24 protein-coding genes and 1 tRNA gene are annotated in these 19,203 nt (G+C 27.2%); 16 read left to right on the forward strand and 9 right to left on the reverse strand.

What is annotated here, in order from left to right:
• Positions 1–52: 52 nt before the first annotated feature.
• The 6 genes from KO488_RS01950 to KO488_RS01975 all read left to right on the forward strand — a co-directional run bounded on the left by KO488_RS01950 (position 53) and on the right by KO488_RS01975 (position 5,032).
• The gene (locus KO488_RS01950) at positions 53–496 is read left to right on the forward strand and encodes a hypothetical protein (protein ID WP_216057108.1); all 444 of its coding nucleotides are present in this window, start codon (positions 53–55) and stop codon (positions 494–496) included.
• Between the two features lie 67 nt (positions 497–563).
• Positions 564–1,001, forward strand: coding sequence for a Sec-independent protein translocase protein TatB (gene tatB / locus KO488_RS01955; protein WP_216057109.1), 438 nt, complete (start codon positions 564–566; stop codon positions 999–1,001).
• The gene (gene tatC, locus KO488_RS01960) at positions 1,001–1,807 is read left to right on the forward strand and encodes a twin-arginine translocase subunit TatC (RefSeq protein ID WP_216057110.1); all 807 of its coding nucleotides are present in this window, start codon (positions 1,001–1,003) and stop codon (positions 1,805–1,807) included. The genes tatB and tatC overlap by 1 nt, the downstream gene beginning before the upstream one ends.
• A 5-nt stretch (positions 1,808–1,812) precedes the next feature.
• On the forward strand, positions 1,813–2,835 hold the full coding sequence (gene queA, locus KO488_RS01965; protein ID WP_216057111.1) for a tRNA preQ1(34) S-adenosylmethionine ribosyltransferase-isomerase QueA: 1,023 nt from the start codon (positions 1,813–1,815) through the stop codon (positions 2,833–2,835).
• Positions 2,836–2,850: 15 nt separating this feature from the next.
• A complete protein-coding gene (locus tag KO488_RS01970; protein ID WP_216057112.1) occupies positions 2,851–3,603 on the forward strand; it encodes a 3'-5' exonuclease in 753 nt (250 codons plus the stop codon).
• Between the two features lie 91 nt (positions 3,604–3,694).
• The gene (locus KO488_RS01975; protein ID WP_216057113.1) at positions 3,695–5,032 is read left to right on the forward strand and encodes a sodium-dependent transporter; all 1,338 of its coding nucleotides are present in this window, start codon (positions 3,695–3,697) and stop codon (positions 5,030–5,032) included.
• Positions 5,033–5,083: 51 nt separating this feature from the next.
• Here the strand turns inward: KO488_RS01975 and KO488_RS01980 are convergent, their stop codons facing one another.
• Positions 5,084–5,302, reverse strand: a complete 219-nt coding sequence (locus KO488_RS01980) for a cold-shock protein (protein WP_152190409.1) — start codon at positions 5,300–5,302, stop codon at positions 5,084–5,086.
• 183 nt (positions 5,303–5,485) lie between these two features.
• Complete coding sequence (locus KO488_RS01985; RefSeq protein ID WP_216057114.1) at positions 5,486–6,325, reverse strand: 3'-5' exonuclease; 840 nt, start codon at positions 6,323–6,325, stop codon at positions 5,486–5,488.
• Between the two features lie 360 nt (positions 6,326–6,685).
• On the opposite strand from KO488_RS01985, the gene KO488_RS01990 reads away from it, so the two are divergent.
• Genes KO488_RS01990 through KO488_RS02000 form a run of 3 tightly spaced genes read left to right on the forward strand, consistent with a single transcriptional unit; the run spans position 6,686 to position 10,343 of the window.
• Positions 6,686–6,856: a hypothetical protein gene (locus KO488_RS01990; protein WP_216057115.1), complete on the forward strand. Its 171-nt coding sequence runs from the start codon at positions 6,686–6,688 to the stop codon at positions 6,854–6,856.
• A 24-nt stretch (positions 6,857–6,880) separates the two neighbouring features.
• Entirely contained in the window at positions 6,881–7,546 is a 666-nt protein-coding gene (gene aat, locus KO488_RS01995) for a leucyl/phenylalanyl-tRNA--protein transferase (protein ID WP_216057116.1), read from the forward strand.
• A 1-nt stretch (position 7,547) separates the two neighbouring features.
• Positions 7,548–10,343 (forward strand): PAS domain S-box protein, encoded by a 2,796-nt coding sequence (locus KO488_RS02000; protein WP_216057117.1) that lies wholly within the window; start codon positions 7,548–7,550, stop codon positions 10,341–10,343.
• Here KO488_RS02000 and KO488_RS02005 read toward each other — a convergent pair.
• Both KO488_RS02005 and rlmF read right to left on the reverse strand, forming a co-directional pair.
• A complete protein-coding gene (locus tag KO488_RS02005) occupies positions 10,340–10,993 on the reverse strand; it encodes a SanA/YdcF family protein (RefSeq protein ID WP_216057118.1) in 654 nt (217 codons plus the stop codon). The two genes, KO488_RS02000 and KO488_RS02005, sit on opposite strands and share 4 nt — an antisense overlap.
• Positions 10,971–11,915, reverse strand: coding sequence for a 23S rRNA (adenine(1618)-N(6))-methyltransferase RlmF (gene rlmF / locus KO488_RS02010; protein WP_216057119.1), 945 nt, complete (start codon positions 11,913–11,915; stop codon positions 10,971–10,973). Before rlmF ends, KO488_RS02005 begins: the two co-directional genes overlap by 23 nt.
• Before the next feature lie 129 nt (positions 11,916–12,044).
• On the opposite strand from rlmF, the gene KO488_RS02015 reads away from it, so the two are divergent.
• From KO488_RS02015 to KO488_RS02025, 3 genes are all read left to right on the forward strand, one after another.
• Positions 12,045–12,129, forward strand: a tRNA-Leu gene (locus KO488_RS02015).
• A 75-nt stretch (positions 12,130–12,204) separates the two neighbouring features.
• A complete protein-coding gene (locus tag KO488_RS02020) occupies positions 12,205–12,771 on the forward strand; it encodes a TIGR04211 family SH3 domain-containing protein (RefSeq protein WP_216057120.1) in 567 nt (188 codons plus the stop codon).
• 72 nt (positions 12,772–12,843) lie between these two features.
• The gene (locus tag KO488_RS02025) at positions 12,844–13,449 is read left to right on the forward strand and encodes a Crp/Fnr family transcriptional regulator (RefSeq protein WP_216057121.1); all 606 of its coding nucleotides are present in this window, start codon (positions 12,844–12,846) and stop codon (positions 13,447–13,449) included.
• Between the two features lie 4 nt (positions 13,450–13,453).
• Here KO488_RS02025 and KO488_RS02030 read toward each other — a convergent pair whose 3' ends face one another.
• The 3 genes from KO488_RS02030 to KO488_RS02040 are packed head-to-tail and all read right to left on the reverse strand — an operon-like array spanning position 13,454 to position 15,020.
• Positions 13,454–13,867 (reverse strand): DoxX family membrane protein, encoded by a 414-nt coding sequence (locus tag KO488_RS02030; RefSeq protein ID WP_216057122.1) that lies wholly within the window; start codon positions 13,865–13,867, stop codon positions 13,454–13,456.
• Positions 13,868–13,879: 12 nt separating this feature from the next.
• Positions 13,880–14,551, reverse strand: coding sequence for a cytochrome c biogenesis CcdA family protein (locus KO488_RS02035; RefSeq protein WP_216057123.1), 672 nt, complete (start codon positions 14,549–14,551; stop codon positions 13,880–13,882).
• A complete protein-coding gene (locus KO488_RS02040) occupies positions 14,544–15,020 on the reverse strand; it encodes a TlpA family protein disulfide reductase (RefSeq protein WP_216057124.1) in 477 nt (158 codons plus the stop codon). Before KO488_RS02040 ends, KO488_RS02035 begins: the two co-directional genes overlap by 8 nt.
• Before the next feature lie 143 nt (positions 15,021–15,163).
• On the opposite strand from KO488_RS02040, the gene KO488_RS02045 reads away from it, so the two are divergent.
• The 3 genes from KO488_RS02045 to KO488_RS02055 all read left to right on the forward strand — a co-directional run bounded on the left by KO488_RS02045 (position 15,164) and on the right by KO488_RS02055 (position 16,884).
• Positions 15,164–15,556 (forward strand): hypothetical protein, encoded by a 393-nt coding sequence (locus tag KO488_RS02045; protein WP_216057125.1) that lies wholly within the window; start codon positions 15,164–15,166, stop codon positions 15,554–15,556.
• A 54-nt stretch (positions 15,557–15,610) separates the two neighbouring features.
• The gene (locus tag KO488_RS02050) at positions 15,611–16,411 is read left to right on the forward strand and encodes a hypothetical protein (protein ID WP_216057126.1); all 801 of its coding nucleotides are present in this window, start codon (positions 15,611–15,613) and stop codon (positions 16,409–16,411) included.
• 62 nt (positions 16,412–16,473) lie between these two features.
• On the forward strand, positions 16,474–16,884 hold the full coding sequence (locus KO488_RS02055) for a DoxX family protein (protein ID WP_216057127.1): 411 nt from the start codon (positions 16,474–16,476) through the stop codon (positions 16,882–16,884).
• Between the two features lie 11 nt (positions 16,885–16,895).
• Here the strand turns inward: KO488_RS02055 and KO488_RS02060 are convergent, their stop codons facing one another.
• Positions 16,896–18,050 (reverse strand): alpha/beta hydrolase, encoded by a 1,155-nt coding sequence (locus tag KO488_RS02060; RefSeq protein WP_216057128.1) that lies wholly within the window; start codon positions 18,048–18,050, stop codon positions 16,896–16,898.
• 19 nt (positions 18,051–18,069) lie between these two features.
• Positions 18,070–18,555: a GNAT family N-acetyltransferase gene (locus tag KO488_RS02065; protein ID WP_216057129.1), complete on the reverse strand. Its 486-nt coding sequence runs from the start codon at positions 18,553–18,555 to the stop codon at positions 18,070–18,072.
• Positions 18,556–18,666: 111 nt separating this feature from the next.
• Here KO488_RS02065 and KO488_RS02070 point away from each other — a divergent pair, with 111 nt between their 5' ends.
• On the forward strand, positions 18,667–19,134 hold the full coding sequence (locus KO488_RS02070; RefSeq protein ID WP_216057130.1) for an HAD family hydrolase: 468 nt from the start codon (positions 18,667–18,669) through the stop codon (positions 19,132–19,134).
• Positions 19,135–19,203: the final 69 nt, after the last annotated feature.

Raw genomic sequence — 19,203 nt, forward strand, 5'->3', positions numbered from 1 at the left:
TTGATTTATATAAGCATGATATAATTTATTAAATTATTCAAAAGGATTGATTATGAAAAAATTGATTATTATTTCCCTCTTAATTTTTAGTTCTACATTGTTTGCAGATACTAATATTGGAGTAAGAATTCAAGCACCCATAGGAAATAGCGTAAATGTAAATTTAGATTTTAAATCTGACAACCATAGATATGATAAAAGATATAAAAATTTTGATTACCAAAGAAATGGATATTATGATGATTATGGATATTTTTTTGGATATTTTGATAGTAGAGGATATTTCTACAATAATATATTTTTTACCTATAACAGTAAATACAGATATAAAGATAGAATAAATCACAAAAGAAATTTTAGTCCAAAGCATGTTCATTATAGACCTTATAAATATCACAAAGTAAATAATTGGAATAAAGCTAGAAATTATAGAAAAGAAAATCAAACAATTTATGGTAAATATTATGATAGAAATCATCACAGAAGAAATAAATAGAAATTAATTAATATTTTTGCTCAAATTAGATAAAATCTCAATCTTAAATATACACTGGAGTTATATAATGTTTGGAATGGGCTTTATGGAAATCTTTCTAATCGCAATTGTTGCGATTATTGCACTTGGACCTGATAAATTACCTACAGCTATGGTTGAAGTAGCAAAGTTTTTGAAAAAGTTTAAATCAGGTGTTGATGATGCTAAATCAACTCTTGATAATGAATTAAATATAACAGAGTTAAAAGAAGAAGCAAATAAATTTAAAGCTCAAATATCAGACACAAAAATGTCAATGACAAGTAGCTCTAAAGTAAATTTAGGTCTTGATGATATTATGAATGATGACTTAAAAAGTGATAAACCAAAAATTAAAAAAGAAAAAAAGAAAAAAGTTGAGAAAACTGAACAAGTTGAAAAGATAGAAGAAAGCACAAAAGAAGAAAATCCAGCTAATAAATTTAAAGTTAATTTTGAGGATAAAAAGAAAGAGGAAAAAGCTTAATGTTTGATGATTTAAAACCACATATTGCAGATTTAAGAAAAAGGTTGATGATCTCTGCATTATCACTTTTTGTATTTTTTATAGCATGTTTTTTCTTTTATGAACCAATTTTAACATGGATGATGGTTCCAGTTGAAGCGGTACTTCCACCTGATTCAAAAATGGTTGCAGTTGAAATTCAAGAGACATTCTTTACAGCACTTAAAGTTGCATTCTTCTCAGGATTTATACTTTCACTTCCTGTAATATTCTGGCAATTATGGCTATTTTTAGCACCAGGACTTTATGAGCATGAGAAAAAACTTGTTGTTCCTTTTGTATTCTTTGCAACACTAATGTTTTTAATTGGGTCTTCTTTTGCTTACTATGTTGTTGTACCTTATGGTTTTGAATTCCTTGTAAACTTTGGTTCTGCTGTTGTTACAATCTTACCAAGTATTGGTAAATATGTTGGCTTCTTTACAAAACTATTATTTGGTTTTGGTATTGCATTTGAATTACCAGTAATAACATTTTTTCTAGCCAAAATTGGTCTTGTTGATGATAAAATGTTAAAAGATTTCTTCAAATATGCAGTTGTTATTATTTTTGTAGTAGCATCACTTCTAACACCTCCTGATGTAATAACACAATTTTTAATGGCTGGACCATTAATTATTCTTTATGGAGTATCAATTTATATTGCTAAAGTTTTCAATCCGGCACCTGTTGATGAAGAAGATGACTTTGATGATTTAGATGAAGAGAGTGATGAAAACGAAGATTTAGATGAAATAGACTTTGATAACGAAAAAAAGAGAAAATAAAATATATGTTAGACCCTTTAAAAACTTCAAGCTATGACTATTTTTTACCAAAAAAGCTCATAGCTTCAAAACCCGTATCCCCAGCAGACAGTGCAAAACTTTTAGTTTATAATCGAGCTACAAATACAATCACTCACTCTACATTTAAAAACCTTATGGATTTTTTACCTGAAAATATATCAGTTTTTTTAAACGATACTAAAGTTATAAAAGCAAGAATATTTGGTAAAAAAGAATCTGGTGGAAAAGTTGAGTTATTATTAAATAAACCTCTTTTTATGGACAGATATTTAGTAATGATTAGAGGGAAAGTAAATATTGGTATGGTTTTATATTTTGAAGAAAATATAACTGTTAAAGTTTTAGAAATAAATGAAGATGGTACTAGAGTAGTAGAGTTTTATCAAAATGAAGAAAAACTAGATTTTTTAACATTAGTAGAAACTTTAAATAAAATAGGACATTTACCACTTCCTCATTATATGAATAGAGAAGATAATGAAGAAGATAATACAAATTATCAAACACTTTTTGCAAAAAATTATGGAGCAGTTGCAGCTCCAACTGCATCATTACATTTTACGCAAGAGCTATTAGAAAAAATAAATGATAAATTTGAGGTAAACTATTTAACTCTTCACGTAGGAGCAGGTACTTTTAAACCAGTTGATGCAGAAGATATTTTAAGCCATCCAATGCACAGTGAATATTTTGAAATAGGAAGAGAAGCAAAAGAGTCTTTAGATAAAGCTTCTAAGGTTCTAGCAGTTGGTACTACTGTTACACGAACAATTGAATATTATGCAAGAAAGAATATGATTGCAGGTGAATGTGATTTATTTTTAAATCCTTCTAATGAACCTATAAAAGTTGATCATTTACTTACAAATTTTCATCTACCAAAATCAACACTTATTATGCTAATTGCATCATTTGTAGGATTAGAAAAAACACTAGAGATATATGAAGAAGCTATAAAAGAAGAATATAGATTCTTCTCTTATGGTGATGGAATGTTAATAATATAAAGAGGAATTTACAAGATGGCACATTACGTACTATTTGATACGGAAACTACAGGTAATAAAGACGACGATAGAGTTATTCAATTTGGTGCAATGATAATTGACCAAAAAGGAAAAGTTGAAGCATATGATGAATTTTGTTCTACTGATGTTGGAATAAAAATTGAAGCTATGGAAGTACATAACATTACACCTGATATGATTGAAGGTAAAGTAACTGCTACGCAAACAACTTTTTATAAAAAACTTGAAGAGTTAAATTCAAATGAAAACTACCTAATTGCTCACAATATTGCTTTTGATATGGGTATGATAAAAAAAGAAGGTTTTGTTAATAACTATAAAGAAATTGATACTTTAAGATGTGCAAAACACTTATTTTCAGACCTTCCATATCATAGATTACAATACTTAAGATATGCACTTGATTTATATAAAGTAGAAAAGGCAGAAGCAGCAAAACTTGGTATTACAATAAAAGCTCACGATGCATTAGGTGATGTTTTAGTAATGAAACTATTTTTATCAAAACTAGTTGGAAAATGTAGAGAAATTTATCCTGATTATAATCCAATGGAAAAACTAGTAGAACTTACAACAACTCCTGTATTTATAAAAACATTTAAATTTGGAAAACATAAAGGCAAAGACGTAGCAGAAGTTGCAAAAGAAGATTCAGGATATTTAAACTGGATGAGAACAAATATGGATTTAGATGAAGATTTAAAATATACACTTGATAAAGTTTTAGGAAGTGCAAACCCTTACTAAAACTAGCATAATTTTATTTGAAGTATATATATAAATAAGATTATATAAATTTCATATAAATTACACTATAATTTCTTAAAAAGGTAATTTAGTGAATAGATTCTCAAGAATTGGTTTTATCCTCGCAGCTGCTGGATCTGCTGTAGGGTTAGGAAATATATGGAAGTTTCCTTATGTTACAGGTGAATATGGTGGTGGAGCTTTCGTAATAGTTTATTTACTAGCTATTTTATTTATAGGTCTTGTTGTTTTTTTAGCAGAAGCTGTAATTGGACAAAATGCACAAGCAAATGTTGCAACATCATTTATTCAAACATCAAAATCTAAAAACCCCAAATGGAAATTTGCAGGAATTATTATTATCACAGGATTAATAATATTATCTTTTTATTCAGTTGTTTTAGGTTGGATATTAAATTATGTTTTTACTTCCTTTTCAGCTCTTCCAACTGATGCAAAAACTGCTGGTTTAGCTTTTGAAACATTAATATCAAAAGATATAGGACTGCAACTATTTTATCATACTCTAATAGCTGGAACTGTTATTTATATAGTTTTAAAAGGTATTAAAGATGGTATTGAAAAAATAAATCTAATTTTAATGCCTTTATTAGGGATAATTCTATTTGGTCTATTATTATATGCATTATCTCTTGATAGCTTTACAAAAGCTCTTAGTTTTATGTTTACACCTGATTTTTCAAAGATAGATGAAAATGCATTACTTGCAGCTTTAGGACAAGCCTTCTTTACTCTTTCTTTAGGAGTTGGTACTATTATGACTTATTCAGCTTCACTTGATAAAGAAGTAAACTTTGTAAAATCTTCTATTCTTGTGGCAATTGTAGATACTTCAATTGCCATAATAGCTGGACTTATAATCTTCTCATTTCTTTTTGAAGCTGGAGCACAAAGTGCAGCGGGACCGGGACTTGTATTTATATCATTACCTGTAATTTTCTCAGGATGGGGAATATTAGGACAAGTTATTGCTGTTTCATTTTTCATTGCACTTGTCTTTGCAGGTATCACATCTGCTGTTTCTATGATTGAACCATCATTAATGTATTTTATTGAAAGATTTAATATGACAAGAAGAAAAGCTACTATTTTATGTGGTGGGACTTTTTATATTTTAGGTATTGTTGCATTACTTTCAATGTCTACTAAATATGGAGCTGATTTAACTTTCTTTGGGAAAAATGCTTTTGATTTAATGGACTTTATTACATCATCAATTATGATGCCACTTGCTGCAATTGTGACTTGTATTTTCTTAGGATATTATGTTGATAAAGATTTACTTGAAGAAAAGTTTTTAAAACACACTACAAAATTTGTATTTAATATTTGGTATATATTAGTTAAATATATTGTGCCATTTGTTATATTAATATTGTTATTAAATAAATTGGGAATCTTAAAATAAAGAGAGAAATAAAAAAAGTAAGTAGATTTTAATCTACTTACTTAGAAAAACTTACAGAATTGTAACGTTTTGAGCTTGAGGTCCTTTTTGACCTTCACCGATTTCGAAAGACACTTTTTGTCCTTCTTCAAGAGAAACTCTACCATAACCAGTGTTATTGATTTGTCTAAAGTGTACGAATACATCATCGCCACCAGTCTCTTGTTGGATAAATCCAAAACCTTTTTCACTATTGAACCATTTTACAGTTCCGTTAACTTGTTCTGCCATTGCAAAATCCTTATAATTGTAATACACCTTATTTCTAAAGTGGTCGAAAATAAAAAGTAAATACTATCTATATTTCAGTTAATAAAGTATAGCAAAAAAAAATCACAATATCAATATTTTTTCACTTTTATAGCAAAAAAAGGCAATAATTACACTTTTTATGCATAAAAATCGTATATTTTGCTATATTTTGATTAGTTCTTTATATTCATTATTATTAAATCTTTCTTCAAACCATGAAGGAAGTATTTGAGTTAAGAAGGGGTAAGTTATAAGCATATTACAAAAAACATCATATACACAAGAGGCATCTTCACTTGCATATTTAACTTGAATATCAGTTAGATTAACATTTTCCCAGTTTGATCTAGAAATTCTTTTAGATTTTTGTAAGTTTTTATTTAAAAAAAGTAATACACTCTTTTTTGCTCCAATATCATTTGGATATGCCATTTTTGATTTAAACAGCGAACCAAAATCAATACAACATCTAGGTCTTATCCTAAATTCTTGATATAAAGCCGAGTTATCACCATTTAAACCAATCCCTACTTTTACAATATTTCTATTCGTTAATATATTTAGTAAGGGTTTTATATTTCTAATTAAATGAACTTGGAATAAGTAACAATCTGTTGCATTAGACATTTGAATAATTGCTATTGGACTTGGAGGAACACCTTTTTGAAAAATAGGTTTTTGTTCTGTATCAAATCCAAGAATTTTTGAAGTATTTAATTCTAGAACTGCTTCATTCAGACCTTTTTCATCCTTAATAACATGAACTTTTTTATTTTTCATTGTGTAGCTAGGTAAGTTTTCATCTGTATAATTATTGATATTATCTAGTTTTGTAATAAAATCAATTAACTTATATGTTTTCTCATCAAAAGATTCTGACACATTTTCAAAAGCATTTGAAACAGCTTTTTCTATTTCTTCACCAGCTTTAGTACCACAAATTTTCTTTATTAAATCTACTCTACTCTTGTTTATAAATGACTCTGATATATCTATCTTCAAAAAATCTCCAAAATTTATACTTTAATGCAATAATATCTAAAACTATTTAAATAACACGCTTAAGTTCTATATTTATTAACTAGTTTTTAAAAGTCTAAATAAATGGGGCATTAAAAAAGGGAGATTAACATATTTAGTCAATCTCCCTTTTATTCATACTCTAGTTAAATAAGACATTTATTTAACTTATCACTACTACAGTGATTTAAATTATTATATTAGTTTGTAACAATACTAAAAATGTGAAACCTTCGTCATTTGCACCTCCGTATTATTTGTGTATTGACATTATAACATCTTTTTAAATTAAAGTTAGCTTAAATTTAGTATTGTTTTTATAAAATACTAAAAAGGATTATAATGTTTTTAAATACTATTAAAAAAATATTTACAAAAGAAGAGGTATTTGAATGTATCATTTGGGATGGAAAAACAATGAAATATCAAGATCTAACTCAAAAACAAATCGATGAAATAAACAATAACCCAGAATGCAAAGACTGGACAATTACACTAAAAGATGAGTGTTAATAATAATTAAGATAAAATAATATCATGGAATTACTAGATAAAGATGAAAAGGTTTACCTTTTAGAAGAAAATAACTTTGCTTTTCCAAGCTTAGAAATGATGAAGGGAGACCTAGTTGCAATAGGTGGAGATTTTCATCCACAAAGATTAATAAATGCTTATAAAAACGGAATATTTCCTTGGTTTATAGATGAAAATAATTATATCCATTGGTTTAGTCCCCAAGATAGAATGATTCTTTATCCTGATGATTTTAAACTATCAAAGAGTCTAAAGAAAAGTATTAAGAACAAAGGGTTTGTTATCAAATCAAATGAGAACTTTGAAGAAGTGATAAAAAACTGTGCAAATATAAAAAGAAAACATGAAGATGAGACATGGATAAGTGATGAATTTATACAAGCTTATAGTAATCTTTTTGAATTAGGTTATGCATTTTCAATAGAATGTTACTTAGAAGAGAAATTAGTAGGTGGATTATATGGGCTTCTAATTAATGATGTTTTTTGTGGTGAGAGTATGTTTGCAAAAGTAACTGATGCTTCAAAAGTAGCTTTTTATCATTTATGTATGCAAGCAAAAACAAATGGAATTAAAATGATTGATTGCCAAGTTCATAATGATCACTTAGCTTCATTAGGTGCAAAAGAAATAACTAGAAAAGAATACTTTGATATTTTAAAGGTTTAAAATGAAAACTAAACATGATTTAAATGAACTACACAACTTTATTGAACTTATGTCTGATTTAGTTTTTGTAAAAAATATTAAAGGACAATATACTCATGTAAATAACGCATTTCTAAAGTTTATGAATAAAAAAAGAGAAGATATTATTTTTAAAACTGATTATGATTTATTTAGTAAAAAGATGGCTCTTTATTTTACAAAAACTGATAATGAAATATTAAAAAATAAAATAAACAAAGAAAACTTTGAAGATACAGTTATAAGAGAAGATAATACTATCTCTTATTTTGAATCTACAAAACAAATTCTTTATGATTTAGAGGGTAAGGAAGCTGGTTTATTTTGTACAGCAAAAGACATTACTATAAAAAAAGAGTATGAATTAATATATCAAGATAATAAACTACTTTTAGAAAATATTGCAATTGAAAAGAACTTATATAAAATATTAAATAAAATAGTTACTTTTGCAGAAAGTAGAACAAAAGATACAAAATGCTCTATTCTACTACTAGATAAAACTAAACAACATTTAATAAAAGGAGTTGCTCCAAGTCTACCTGCTTTTTATAATGATGCAATTGATGGAATAAAAATTGGCGAAAAAGTAGGTTCTTGTGGAAGTGCTGCCTTTAAAAAAGAACGGGTTATTATTGAAAATATTGACACACATGAAAATTGGCAACCTTATTTAGAATTAACACGAAAAGCAAACTTACATGCTTCTTGGTCACAACCTATATTCTCTTCTAATAATGAAATACTTGGTACTTTTGCTATGTATAATAGTATTCATAAATCACCTTCTGATTTTGAATTAAAATTAATTTTTGCTTATTCAAATATGGCTTCAATTGCCATTGAAAAAGATACTACATATAAAAAGATTATTCAAAATGAACATCAACTTACTCAATTATTTAATAATACTCAAAGTGGATTAATCCACATAAACAAAAATAAAAAGATTATAAAAGTAAATGAACGTTTTATAAATATATTTGGATATGACTCAGTAAATGAAATAATAGGAAAGAATACTAGGGAATTACATTTATCAAAAGAAAACTATAATGACTTTAGAAAAAAATTTATTGAGATATTTAAAGAAAAAAAAGTCATTAATATAGAATACCAATTTAAGAGAAAGGATGGAACAATAATCTGGTGTGAAGTTTCAGGAAAAACTTTAGATAAAACACTTCCTTTTGAATTAGAAGAAGGTATCCTTTTTACAATAAATGATATTTCTTTACGAAAATCTTATGAAATAAAACTAAAAAATAGTAAATTATTAAATAAAAATATTCTAGAAACAATCCCAGATATGATTTGGTTAAAAGATAAAAATGGTGTATATATAACATGTAATCACGAATCAGAGAAGTTCTTTGGAGTAAAAACAGAAGAGATTATAGGTAAAACTGATTATGATTTGATTGATAAGAAAACTGCAGAGTTATTCAAAATAAACGACCAGCTAGCAATGAATTCATTTGATCCTATAATAAACGAAGAATTAATATCTTATGTTTCTAATAAAAAGAAAATATTATTAGAAACTACAAAAACTGCAATGAGAGATAATAATGGAAATATTATAGGTGTTTTAGGAATTGGTCATGATATAACAAAAAGAAAAAAAGAAGTAGAAGAATTAGAAAGATTAAATAAACTATCTTCATCTTTAACAGAATCTCAAGCTACTTTATTATCTTTATTTGATAAAGGTGATTCCGTACTTTTCAAATGGAAAAATAATGCTGATTGGGAAATTGAATATATCTCTAGTAATATTGTAAGATTACTAGGTTATAGTAAAGAAGATTTCATGACTAACAAAATAAAATATGGGAATTGTATCCATCTAGAGGATATAGAAACTGTAAAAAAAGAAGTTACTAATGCACTTGAAAATGATTTAAATTATTTTAAACATGAACCATATAGACTTATACATAAAAATGGTGAAGAAAGATGGATTTTAGACTATTCAGTTTTACAAAAAGATTCAGACAATAAAGTTACTCATTTTATAGGTTATGTAACAGATATTACAGAACAGAAACAACAGCAAGACCTGATTTTTCAACAATCAAAAATAGCTTCAATGGGTGAAATGATAGGAAATATTGCACATCAATGGAGACAGCCATTGTCTATTATTTCTTCAATTGCAACAGCTTCTAAACTTGAAAGAGAATTAGGAGTTTTATCGGATGAACAGTTTGATAAACATATGGAAATTATAAATAAAAACACTCAGTATCTATCAGAAACAATTGATAACTTTAGACAATTTATTAAAGCAGATAGAGAGCTAAGTGATTTTAATTTATCTAGTACAATAAAAAGTTTTTTAAGTGTTATTGATAGTTCAATTGTTAAAAATAATATTAAAGTTCTATTAGATTTAGATGATAGTATTATTTTAGTAAATTATCAAAATGATATGATTCAAGCTTTTATAAATATATTAAATAATTCAGTTGAAGCATTTGAACAAAGTGTAGAAAAAGAAAAATATTTCTTTATTACTACAAAAAAAGACAATAAAAGAACTATTATAAACTTAAAAGATAATGCTGGAGGAATAAAAGAAGAGCTAATATCAAGAGTTTTTGAGCCTTATACTACAAGTAAAAACAAAAGTCTAGGAACAGGATTAGGATTAAATATTACATACAATTTTATTGTTGAAGGTATGAAAGGTGAGATATTTGTTGAAAATACAAATTTTCAATATGAAAATAAAAAATACAAAGGTTGTGAGTTTACTATAATCTTCAATAACTAATTACGATAATTTACCTTTATCTTCACTCCTAATACTTTTGGTTTAGTCATCAAAATATTTATATCTAAAAAAGCTTTTATTTGAGCCAGTTCTTCTCTTTCTTCCATCTTTTTAAAAGCCTTAGATCCTTCAATTACTTTTGCAGCAAAACCTATAGCTTTTTGACCTTTTTCTTGGGCTAAATAAAGAGCACGATTTAAATGAAACTTCTGAGATACAATAATATAATCATCTAAATCAAATACTTCTTTAGCTCGAACAATTGAATCAAAAGTTCTATACCCAAAATAATCCTTTGTGATATATTGTGATGGAACCCCAGCTTTAATTAAATCTCTATACATATTAGTAACTTCATCATAATGATCGCTCTTATCTCCAGAAACAACAATAGCATCAATTTTTTTAGCTTTCCAAAGTTTCACCGCTGCTTGTATACGATAAGTATAAAAATAGTTTTGTTTTCCCTTTGAAACATATTTTGCAGTTCCCAAAACTAAGGCCGCCTTTTTAGCTGGTATTTTTTTAATATCTTCATAAATTTTATACTTACTATCTTCTGCGCTAAGATTTAAAACTCCTATACATAAAAATAAGATAATAAATAGATTTAAAGAGTTTATAGACTTATTTGTTTTTAAACCATTCATTTTGCTCTTCTTTTGTAAGAAAAGTCCAAATTATAATTCGACTAATCTTTTGACCATGTTGCATCTGTATTGTGTCATATGAAACTGGTTTAATTGCATCTAAAGCATCATAAATAAAATCTAAGTTATCTTTTCTTGAAACTATTGTTGTAAACCAAAAACAATTCTTTGCATACTTCTTGCTTTGTTTTATCATAGCTTTTACAAAAGCAACTTCTCCACCTTTACACCATAATTCATTGTTTTTTCCACCAAAATTTAAAGAAGCTTTTTCAATTACAGTTTTTGTAAGATTTTGAACTTTTCTTTTACTTCCAGCTTCAGCTTCTTTTTGTGACTTATGAAAAGGAGGATTACACAAAGTAAAATCAAATCTATCCTCATCTTTAATAATTCCTGTAAAAATACTGTCATAATTTAGTTGCAATCTACATTCAACATTACCTTTTAAAGAAGGATTTGCTTCTATAATTTTTTGTGATGATTCAATAGACTCTTTTTCTATATCACTTCCTACAAAAGACCAGTTATAAACACTATTTCCAACAATAGGATAAATACAGTTTGCACCAATACCAATATCTAGTCCTTTTACTTTTGAACCTATTGGAATTTTATCATCATTAAATTCAGCTAATAAATCAGCAATATAATGAAGATAATCAGCACGGCCAGGAATTGGAGGACAAAGATAACCATCAGGAATTGACCACTTTTTAATACCATAAAAATGTGATAATAAGGCCTTATTTAGAGTTAATACAGCCTCTGAGTTTGAAAAGTCAATTGAGAGTTCATCATATTTATTTTTAGCTACAAAATCACCTAACTTTGGTAAACTTTTGATTAGCTCAGGAAAATCATATCTTTTATTATGTGGATTACGTTCGTGTAACCCTTTTTTGTGTTTTTTATATGCCATATTCTTTATCTTCATAGTTAATTTTTTGTATTGTACTATCATCTTGCTAATTGTGAGTTAATCTATAAAAATATATCTTTGTTTTAAAGTAACTATTTATATAGATATAGTAATATATCACCAGTAATTGCCCGCGTGGAGAAATTGGTAAACTCAGTTGATTCAAAATCAACCGCTTCACGGCTTACCGGTTCGAGTCCGGTCGTGGGTACCACTTTAAATACCCTATTTTACTTTTAGTAAATCTATACTATAATATTTTAAATTATTAAAAAGGATATAGTAACTTATGTTTAAAACAAAATTTCTATTATTATTTATAATCTTCGTATCTTCATTAGCTAATGGAGCAACTAATTATGTTTCAGATGATTTACATACTTTCATACACTCAGGTCCTGGCACTAAATATAAAATTATTGGTAGTGTTAATACAGGTGAGCATATTAAAATAATCCGAAAAGATTCAAATTTTACACTAGTAAAAGACTCAAAAGGTCGCAGTGGTTGGATAAATTCAAAATATGTATCTAATCAACCAGGATTAAAAGAACGTTTACCAAAACTTGAAAATGAACTTATAAAATTAAAAACACAACTAGACGAATATAAAGGGAACTTAGGCTCAAAAGCTAGCCAAGTTACGAACTTAGAAAATACAAATTTAAAGTTAACTCAACAATTAGAAGAAGTTCAAGCACTAAATGATAGTTTAAATGAAAAGCTTGATACTAAGAGAACTGATTTATTGATGCGTTGGTTTAGTTATGGTGGAATGGTTGCAGGTGCTGGTCTTATCTTAGGACTAATTATTCCTTTATTAATTCCAAATCGTCGTAATAAAAGTCGTTGGTAGTTTATATTCACTAAACATTAATCTACTATATTCATCCTATGCTATATTAATTTTATAAAAAAAGGATGATTTATGAAATCTTTTGATTTCTTTAATACACTAATGCCCTCAAGTAAACAGCAGCTTCTTGACAATTGTGAATTTAAAAAAATTTCTCAAGGTATACAACTTTATGCCCAAGGTGATATCTGTAATGGAATACTCTTTCTTACAAAAGGAAGAGTAAGAGTAGTTCGCCAAAATGAAAATGGACAAAGTGTATTACTCTACTATTTTTCTCAAGGAGAACAGTGCAACGTTAACTTTACAAGTTCTTATAATTCAGCTCCTGCTGTTGGTACTGCGATTGCAGAGACAGAACTAGAAGGTTATGATGTACCTGTAGAATTAGTTGCAAAACTTTTTATTGAAGATAAAGACTTCCAAAGATATGTATTTGATCAATATGTAAACCGTTTAGAATCAATGGCTACAATAATTGAAGAAGTAAGATTTTTAAGTTTAGATAAAAGATTACTTCATTGGCTAAAATCTCAAGAACAAAAAGAAATTCATATTTCTCATGAACAATTAGGTGAAATAATTGGAACATCAAGGGAAGTAGTTAGTAGATTATTAAAAAGTTTTGAAAAAAACAATATCCTAAAACTCTCACGAAAAAAGATAGAACTTTTATAAAGTTCTATCTTTTTCTTAATCTATCTATTGAAAATTTATTCAATTCAATAAAATAAGAAAGAATAAAAAAGAATACTGCATATATCATTTGAGAAGACATTACATTCCAGTTTTCTTGTAATCCTGAACCAAATACTAAAAGTACTATTAATAGTCCTCCTACTAAGAAAGCTCTACTTGTAAATAATCCTAAAATCAGTAAAATACCAAGGATTAGTTCAGTAAATGGAATCATATAAGATGAAAAACTAACCATAAATTCTGGCAAAATAGTATTTGAAAATTGCCCTATCATCCATGAATTAAAACCTTCTAAATTTAACATTCGGGCAATACCATGAGTAAGCATATTTACACCCATAGTAAGTCTTAATATCAAATAAGCTAATTCTATTGTTCTTTGTTTTGATTCATTCATAATTACTCCTTTTTAAAATAATGATGATTGGTAATAAATGATATAAGCCCCTGCTACGATAAGGAAAACAGCACTTATTTTTTGCATATGAGGTAAAATAGAATTAATTTTTCTACTTATAAAATCTTTTGCAAAAATTGAACTCATAATTGTGATTAGCATTAATAAACTAATACCAACAAAATAAGCCACAATATAACTCACACCTAAAGCCGTATTAGGTTCACTAAAAGCTTGTGTTGCTACCACTAAAAAAAGTGGGAATAAACATCCTAAAGCACCAATAGCATATGCAATTCCAAAGAAGAAAGCTTCTTTAACTTCATTTTCATGCTTTTTTTGATTCATGTGAATATTTACACTAAAATCTTTTCCAAATAACATTAATATAGCAACTATAATAAGTATAGCCCCTAGTGAAACTGCTACATATTTCATGTAACTTTTTATTAGTTCTGCTGCTAAGACAATAAAACCACTTGCAATTGCATATATAACTAAAATACCTAAGATAGAAAAAAATGCTAATTTTAAACCTCTTAATAAAAGATGAATTTTACTTTGATTTGATACATTATTTCTAGAGATAAAAGATACGATATAAGCAGGAAGAAGTGCAACGGCACAAGGGGCAAAGAATGCAAATACCCCTTGAAGAAATGAAAAGTATATAAAACTATTCATTTCTTAGTGAATCATCTAACAGCTTAGTATAATCTTCTAATGTAAGATGCCCTCTTTCCTTAAATGTAATTTCACCTTTTGAGTTAACCATAATTGTTGTAGCTTGTCCTGTTACTCCAAAATCAACCATAAGCTTTGGATTCCCCGCAACTGAAGGATAAATTAAACCATGTTTTTTTGCTAATTTTGTAAGTACTTCATTTGTATCAGTTGGATCAATACTAATTGATACAAAATTTACTCTATCTTTATATGTTTTATAAACACTATTAATTGATGGCCAGTTTTTTGCACAAGTCGGGCACCATGATGCTGTAAAATATACCAATGTTGGCTTTTTAGTTTCTAGAAAACCATCTAAACTAACTTTTTCACCTGTAATTGTTGTTACTTGAAAATTGGGAGCCATTGTAGGAGCTGCAAACATAGTCCCAATAAATAGCGCTAAACTTAATATTATTTTTTTCATAATTTTCCTTTAAATTTGATAAGATGCAGTAATTATACATAATATTAAAAAGTTTGTATGTGATAAATGTCACATAAGACTTCAAATAGCTTTAGTATGATAAAATCAACCATTAAAACAATATATATTTCAAGGTGTCATTTGTGTCTATTTATACTTTACAATCTTTAGCTGGTGGATTTCTAGATGAAGATTTAGAACATTTTAATAAATTTTTTGATGACTGGTGTATTCAATTTGAAAGTTATGATGAAGCAAAAGATATAGTGGAAACTCTTGCAAATCCAGAGACAATTGATATTGTTGAAATAACACCATTAACTTATCCCAAATATTTCTTCTCAACTTTAAAAGGTACTATTTATACTACACGACAGATTGAAGATAAAATCATCTGTGTTGTGGAACCATATATGGGTTCTAGTTTTAAAATTGCAGTATGTGATCTTAAAACGAAAAGAGTGAAATTATCAAAAACTAGTTATAAAAGTATTCCAAGTGTTGAAGGTGCTTTTGCTAGTTTTACAAGTGAATAACTTATCATTTAATTTATTAGATATAATACTTCAGTTTATTTAAAAGGCAAGATTATGGCATTACAAAAGTGGGAAATATTCCAAGATGAAGCAACAGATTTTTTAAACAATTATTTTAATGCTAACTTTTCAATGGACGGTGGATTAGATGCAACAACATCTTATATAACAGTAAGAGAATCAATTCGACTTATTACAACTATAGAAGCTAAATTTGGGCCAACGCAAGCTGGACAAATAGTACTATTACCAGAAAATGGCAAGTTTATATTTTGCGATAAAAGTAAAAATGAATCAAATAAATATACAGAAGAAATAATAAAATATTTAAATTCAAACTATTCATCATTTGCAGGCTCAAATACTGCAAATATTCATGTTGAGATTCCTAATAATATACTATTTAATTGGGTAAAAACAATATATGAAGATAAAAATGTTGAGTGGATTATATCTTCACAAAAGTTTAATAACTTAGCTTTAAAAGATTTACTTTTTATACCAATAAATGAACTAGAAAACTACTTTGATATTAGCCTAGTATTTAGAAGAAAAAAAACTGGAAATACACAAATTCCAGGTAAAGACATAATAGATTTTAAAGAACAACTGGATGAAATAACAAAAGATTACAAAATAAAAAAAATGAATAACAAATATTTATTAACTACAAGTTCAAGATTATCTGATTTTAATATTGGTAGCAGATATTTAGTTAGTATGACAAATGTAGATTGTCAGTATTATATAAAGAAAAAAGATATAAACACTAACCCTAATATTATGTTTCAATTGAATTTGAAAGATAATATTGAATTTAAGGGTGAGCTTTTTAAAAAAACTTATGACTTATAGTACTGTTAATATTTTATTAATATTGCTTTGTTAAAATTTCTAATATTTTAATAAGGCAAAAAATGAATACTAGTAGTTTATGTAATTATACAAATGATGATTTAGCGAAGTTAATATTAAGATTAATGGTTGGCTTTCTAATGCTTTTTCATGGTATTTCAAAAGTTTCACATGGTGTTGATGGAATGATGGTTATGCTTGGGAACAATGGTATACCAGAGTTTATAGCTTATGGTGTTTATATTGGTGAAATTGTTGCTCCATTGATGTTAATACTTGGATATAGAGTAAAATTAGCTGCAATTATTATGATAGGTATGATGATTTTTATTTTGGCTGTACCATATGCTGATAAGATATTTACACTTACAAAAAATGGTTCTTGGGCTATTGAACTTCATATGTTTTATATCATGAGTTTACTTTCTATATTCTTCTTAGGCGCAGGGAAATATAGTATAAGTAAGAAATAATATTTATTTTATTATTTATTAGAGTTTATTACTTCTATCATATGTCTTATAGTCTTTTTAAAGTATGGATTCCAAGTAAGTCTAGCAAAATATTTGCCCTCTTCTTGTAATCCCCAAGCTGAATACCAAAGTTGATCTTCTTGGCTATTATAAATCTTATCTTGTCCATTTCTATACATTTTAAATTGACTGTTTTTTCCATAAAAGAAGTTGTCTTTTTTAAATAACACACTTAAATGAGAAAAGTTAGCAATATTTTCAGAAGGAATATAAGAAGGTAAATAAGTAATTCTATTATCACTAAAACTCTTATCTTTTCCATACCAAATAAGTTGACTTTTTGGATTTTTAAACTTATTTGTAAAAATTGATACTATATCTTCTGAATTTATAACACTGTCATCTTGGCTAATAGTTATAAATACTGGTTTTGAAAAACTCTTAGAATCAAAAGCCTCTTCAACTTTTTGTAAAGATTTATAGTACAAATTTGAAGCATTCATAGATAAAGATTCATATCTCAAGATATTTTGACTATAGTCATTTTGAAATAACCATGTTTTGAAAAAAGAACCAATTCCAGAAAAAGGTAATAATGTACTTTGATTTGATGAAAATCCAGGTGAAAAAAGCAATAAACCTGAAATATCCTCTTCATTTTGTAAAGCATATGAAGTTACAAGATTAGCTCCTGTTGAAAATCCTCCAAGCCATAACTCATCTACTTCTTTCTCTAATAGTTTTATATGATGTTTTACTAGACTTTCCCATTGATCAAACTCTACGTTTATTAAATCAGCAGGTTTGCTACCATGACCTGTTAGTAAAACAGTTCTTACTAAAAAACCTTGAGAAACTAGTTCTTGTGCTAAATCCTGAAAATAACCAGGCGAATCACCAAGTCCATGAACTAGTAAAATTCCTTTTGATGCTTTTTGGTTAATAGGTTTCTTCTCAAATGGTGAATTTAAAAAAAGTTCTAACTGCGGACTTTTTGTCAAAAATACACGATTGTTTTCTAGCCATCTTTTATTTTCATTTATATATTTTGAAAAATCTTCTTGATCAAAAGAAGGAAGTGTTTTAGAAGAAATATATAAAGGGTTTTCATTATTTGCAAAACAAAAATTAAAAGTTAGTATTAGCAATATAAAAAATTTAGTCAATATTTTTAGCCTTTATCATTTAGTATCTTAGCAACATATCATTCCATTGTGAACCACCATGGCTTGAATCTGATACACCTTGATGAATAAAGCCAAAACCTTGATAAAACTTTACAAGATGATCTTTACAAGTAAGTACCATTCCTTTATGTCTACGATTTTTACTAAACTTAATAAAATGTTTTGTAAGTGCCGATGCATAACCTTGATTTTGATATTTAGGATCAACTGCTAATCCAAATACTGTTTGGTATTCACCTTGAGGACAATGAAGTTTACTATTTGAATAAAGAGCATCAGGAAGTTCTGGAGTATTGTTGATACAACCATTAATATGACCAACAATAATACCATCACTTTCTAATACAAAAAAACATTCAGGAAAAACTGAAAATCGATTTTGAAATGATTCTAATGACGCAGCTTCAGACTCAGAAAAACAAATTCCTTCTATTTCAGCCATACGACTGATATCTTCTTTTAAAGCTTGACGAATTTTGTACATTTAAATTCCTTATTTGTCATTTTAACTCTTTTAGACTTAAAAATTCCGTGTCTCTTATTTATTTTTTCGCTATTATTCTTATTATGATTAGTTAGTAAAAAGGACAAAAAAGTGAAAGTAAATATTCCAGGAAGAGAAGAACTAGAAATTCAAAACATCGTATTTGATTATAATGGTACGATTGCAATTGACGGTAAACTAATTGAAGGTATTAAAAAAAGTATAAATGAACTTTCAAACTCTTTTAAGTTTTATGTAATCACAGCTGATACTTATGGAAGTGTAGAAAAAGAACTTGAAAATACAAAGTGTGAGATTATAAAAATAGCAAAGTCATCTCAAGATATTAATAAGTTAGAATTTATTAAAAATTTAGGCTCTTCTACAACTTTAAGTGTAGGAAATGGACGAAATGATAAATTGATGCTAAAAGAGTCTATTTTGGGTATTGCTATCTTGCAAGATGAGGGTTTATGTACTGAGACTTTGTTGAATTCTGATATTTTAGTAAAATCAATTTTTGATGTATTCTCTTTTCTGAAAGATTTAAATAGATTAATAGCTACATTAAGGAATTAAAGTACTTTATATTTGAACGTAATATCCCTTTTATTTTGAATTGACATTTGTAGCACAATAATGCTGCAA

Source organism: Poseidonibacter lekithochrous, assembly GCF_018861145.1.
GTDB classification, from domain to species: Bacteria; Campylobacterota; Campylobacteria; order Campylobacterales; family Arcobacteraceae; genus Poseidonibacter; species Poseidonibacter lekithochrous_A.

Coding starts and splice junctions, on each gene's coding strand:
- KO488_RS02000 (WP_216057117.1), top strand. CDS start 7,548: ATGAAAACTAAACATGATTTAAATGAACTACACAACTTTATTGAACTT.
- KO488_RS01950 (WP_216057108.1), top strand. CDS start 53: ATGAAAAAATTGATTATTATTTCCCTCTTAATTTTTAGTTCTACATTG.
- KO488_RS01970 (WP_216057112.1), top strand. CDS start 2,851: ATGGCACATTACGTACTATTTGATACGGAAACTACAGGTAATAAAGAC.
- KO488_RS02030 (WP_216057122.1), bottom strand. CDS start 13,867: ATGAATGAATCAAAACAAAGAACAATAGAATTAGCTTATTTGATATTA.
- KO488_RS02050 (WP_216057126.1), top strand. CDS start 15,611: ATGGCATTACAAAAGTGGGAAATATTCCAAGATGAAGCAACAGATTTT.
- KO488_RS02005 (WP_216057118.1), bottom strand. CDS start 10,993: ATGAATGGTTTAAAAACAAATAAGTCTATAAACTCTTTAAATCTATTT.
- tatB (WP_216057109.1), top strand. CDS start 564: ATGTTTGGAATGGGCTTTATGGAAATCTTTCTAATCGCAATTGTTGCG.
- KO488_RS02035 (WP_216057123.1), bottom strand. CDS start 14,551: ATGAATAGTTTTATATACTTTTCATTTCTTCAAGGGGTATTTGCATTC.
- KO488_RS02020 (WP_216057120.1), top strand. CDS start 12,205: ATGTTTAAAACAAAATTTCTATTATTATTTATAATCTTCGTATCTTCA.
- KO488_RS02055 (WP_216057127.1), top strand. CDS start 16,474: ATGAATACTAGTAGTTTATGTAATTATACAAATGATGATTTAGCGAAG.
- KO488_RS02040 (WP_216057124.1), bottom strand. CDS start 15,020: ATGAAAAAAATAATATTAAGTTTAGCGCTATTTATTGGGACTATGTTT.
- KO488_RS02025 (WP_216057121.1), top strand. CDS start 12,844: ATGAAATCTTTTGATTTCTTTAATACACTAATGCCCTCAAGTAAACAG.
- KO488_RS02065 (WP_216057129.1), bottom strand. CDS start 18,555: ATGTACAAAATTCGTCAAGCTTTAAAAGAAGATATCAGTCGTATGGCT.
- KO488_RS01980 (WP_152190409.1), bottom strand. CDS start 5,302: ATGGCAGAACAAGTTAACGGAACTGTAAAATGGTTCAATAGTGAAAAA.
- aat (WP_216057116.1), top strand. CDS start 6,881: ATGGAATTACTAGATAAAGATGAAAAGGTTTACCTTTTAGAAGAAAAT.
- queA (WP_216057111.1), top strand. CDS start 1,813: ATGTTAGACCCTTTAAAAACTTCAAGCTATGACTATTTTTTACCAAAA.
- KO488_RS01990 (WP_216057115.1), top strand. CDS start 6,686: ATGTTTTTAAATACTATTAAAAAAATATTTACAAAAGAAGAGGTATTT.
- tatC (WP_216057110.1), top strand. CDS start 1,001: ATGTTTGATGATTTAAAACCACATATTGCAGATTTAAGAAAAAGGTTG.
- rlmF (WP_216057119.1), bottom strand. CDS start 11,915: ATGGCATATAAAAAACACAAAAAAGGGTTACACGAACGTAATCCACAT.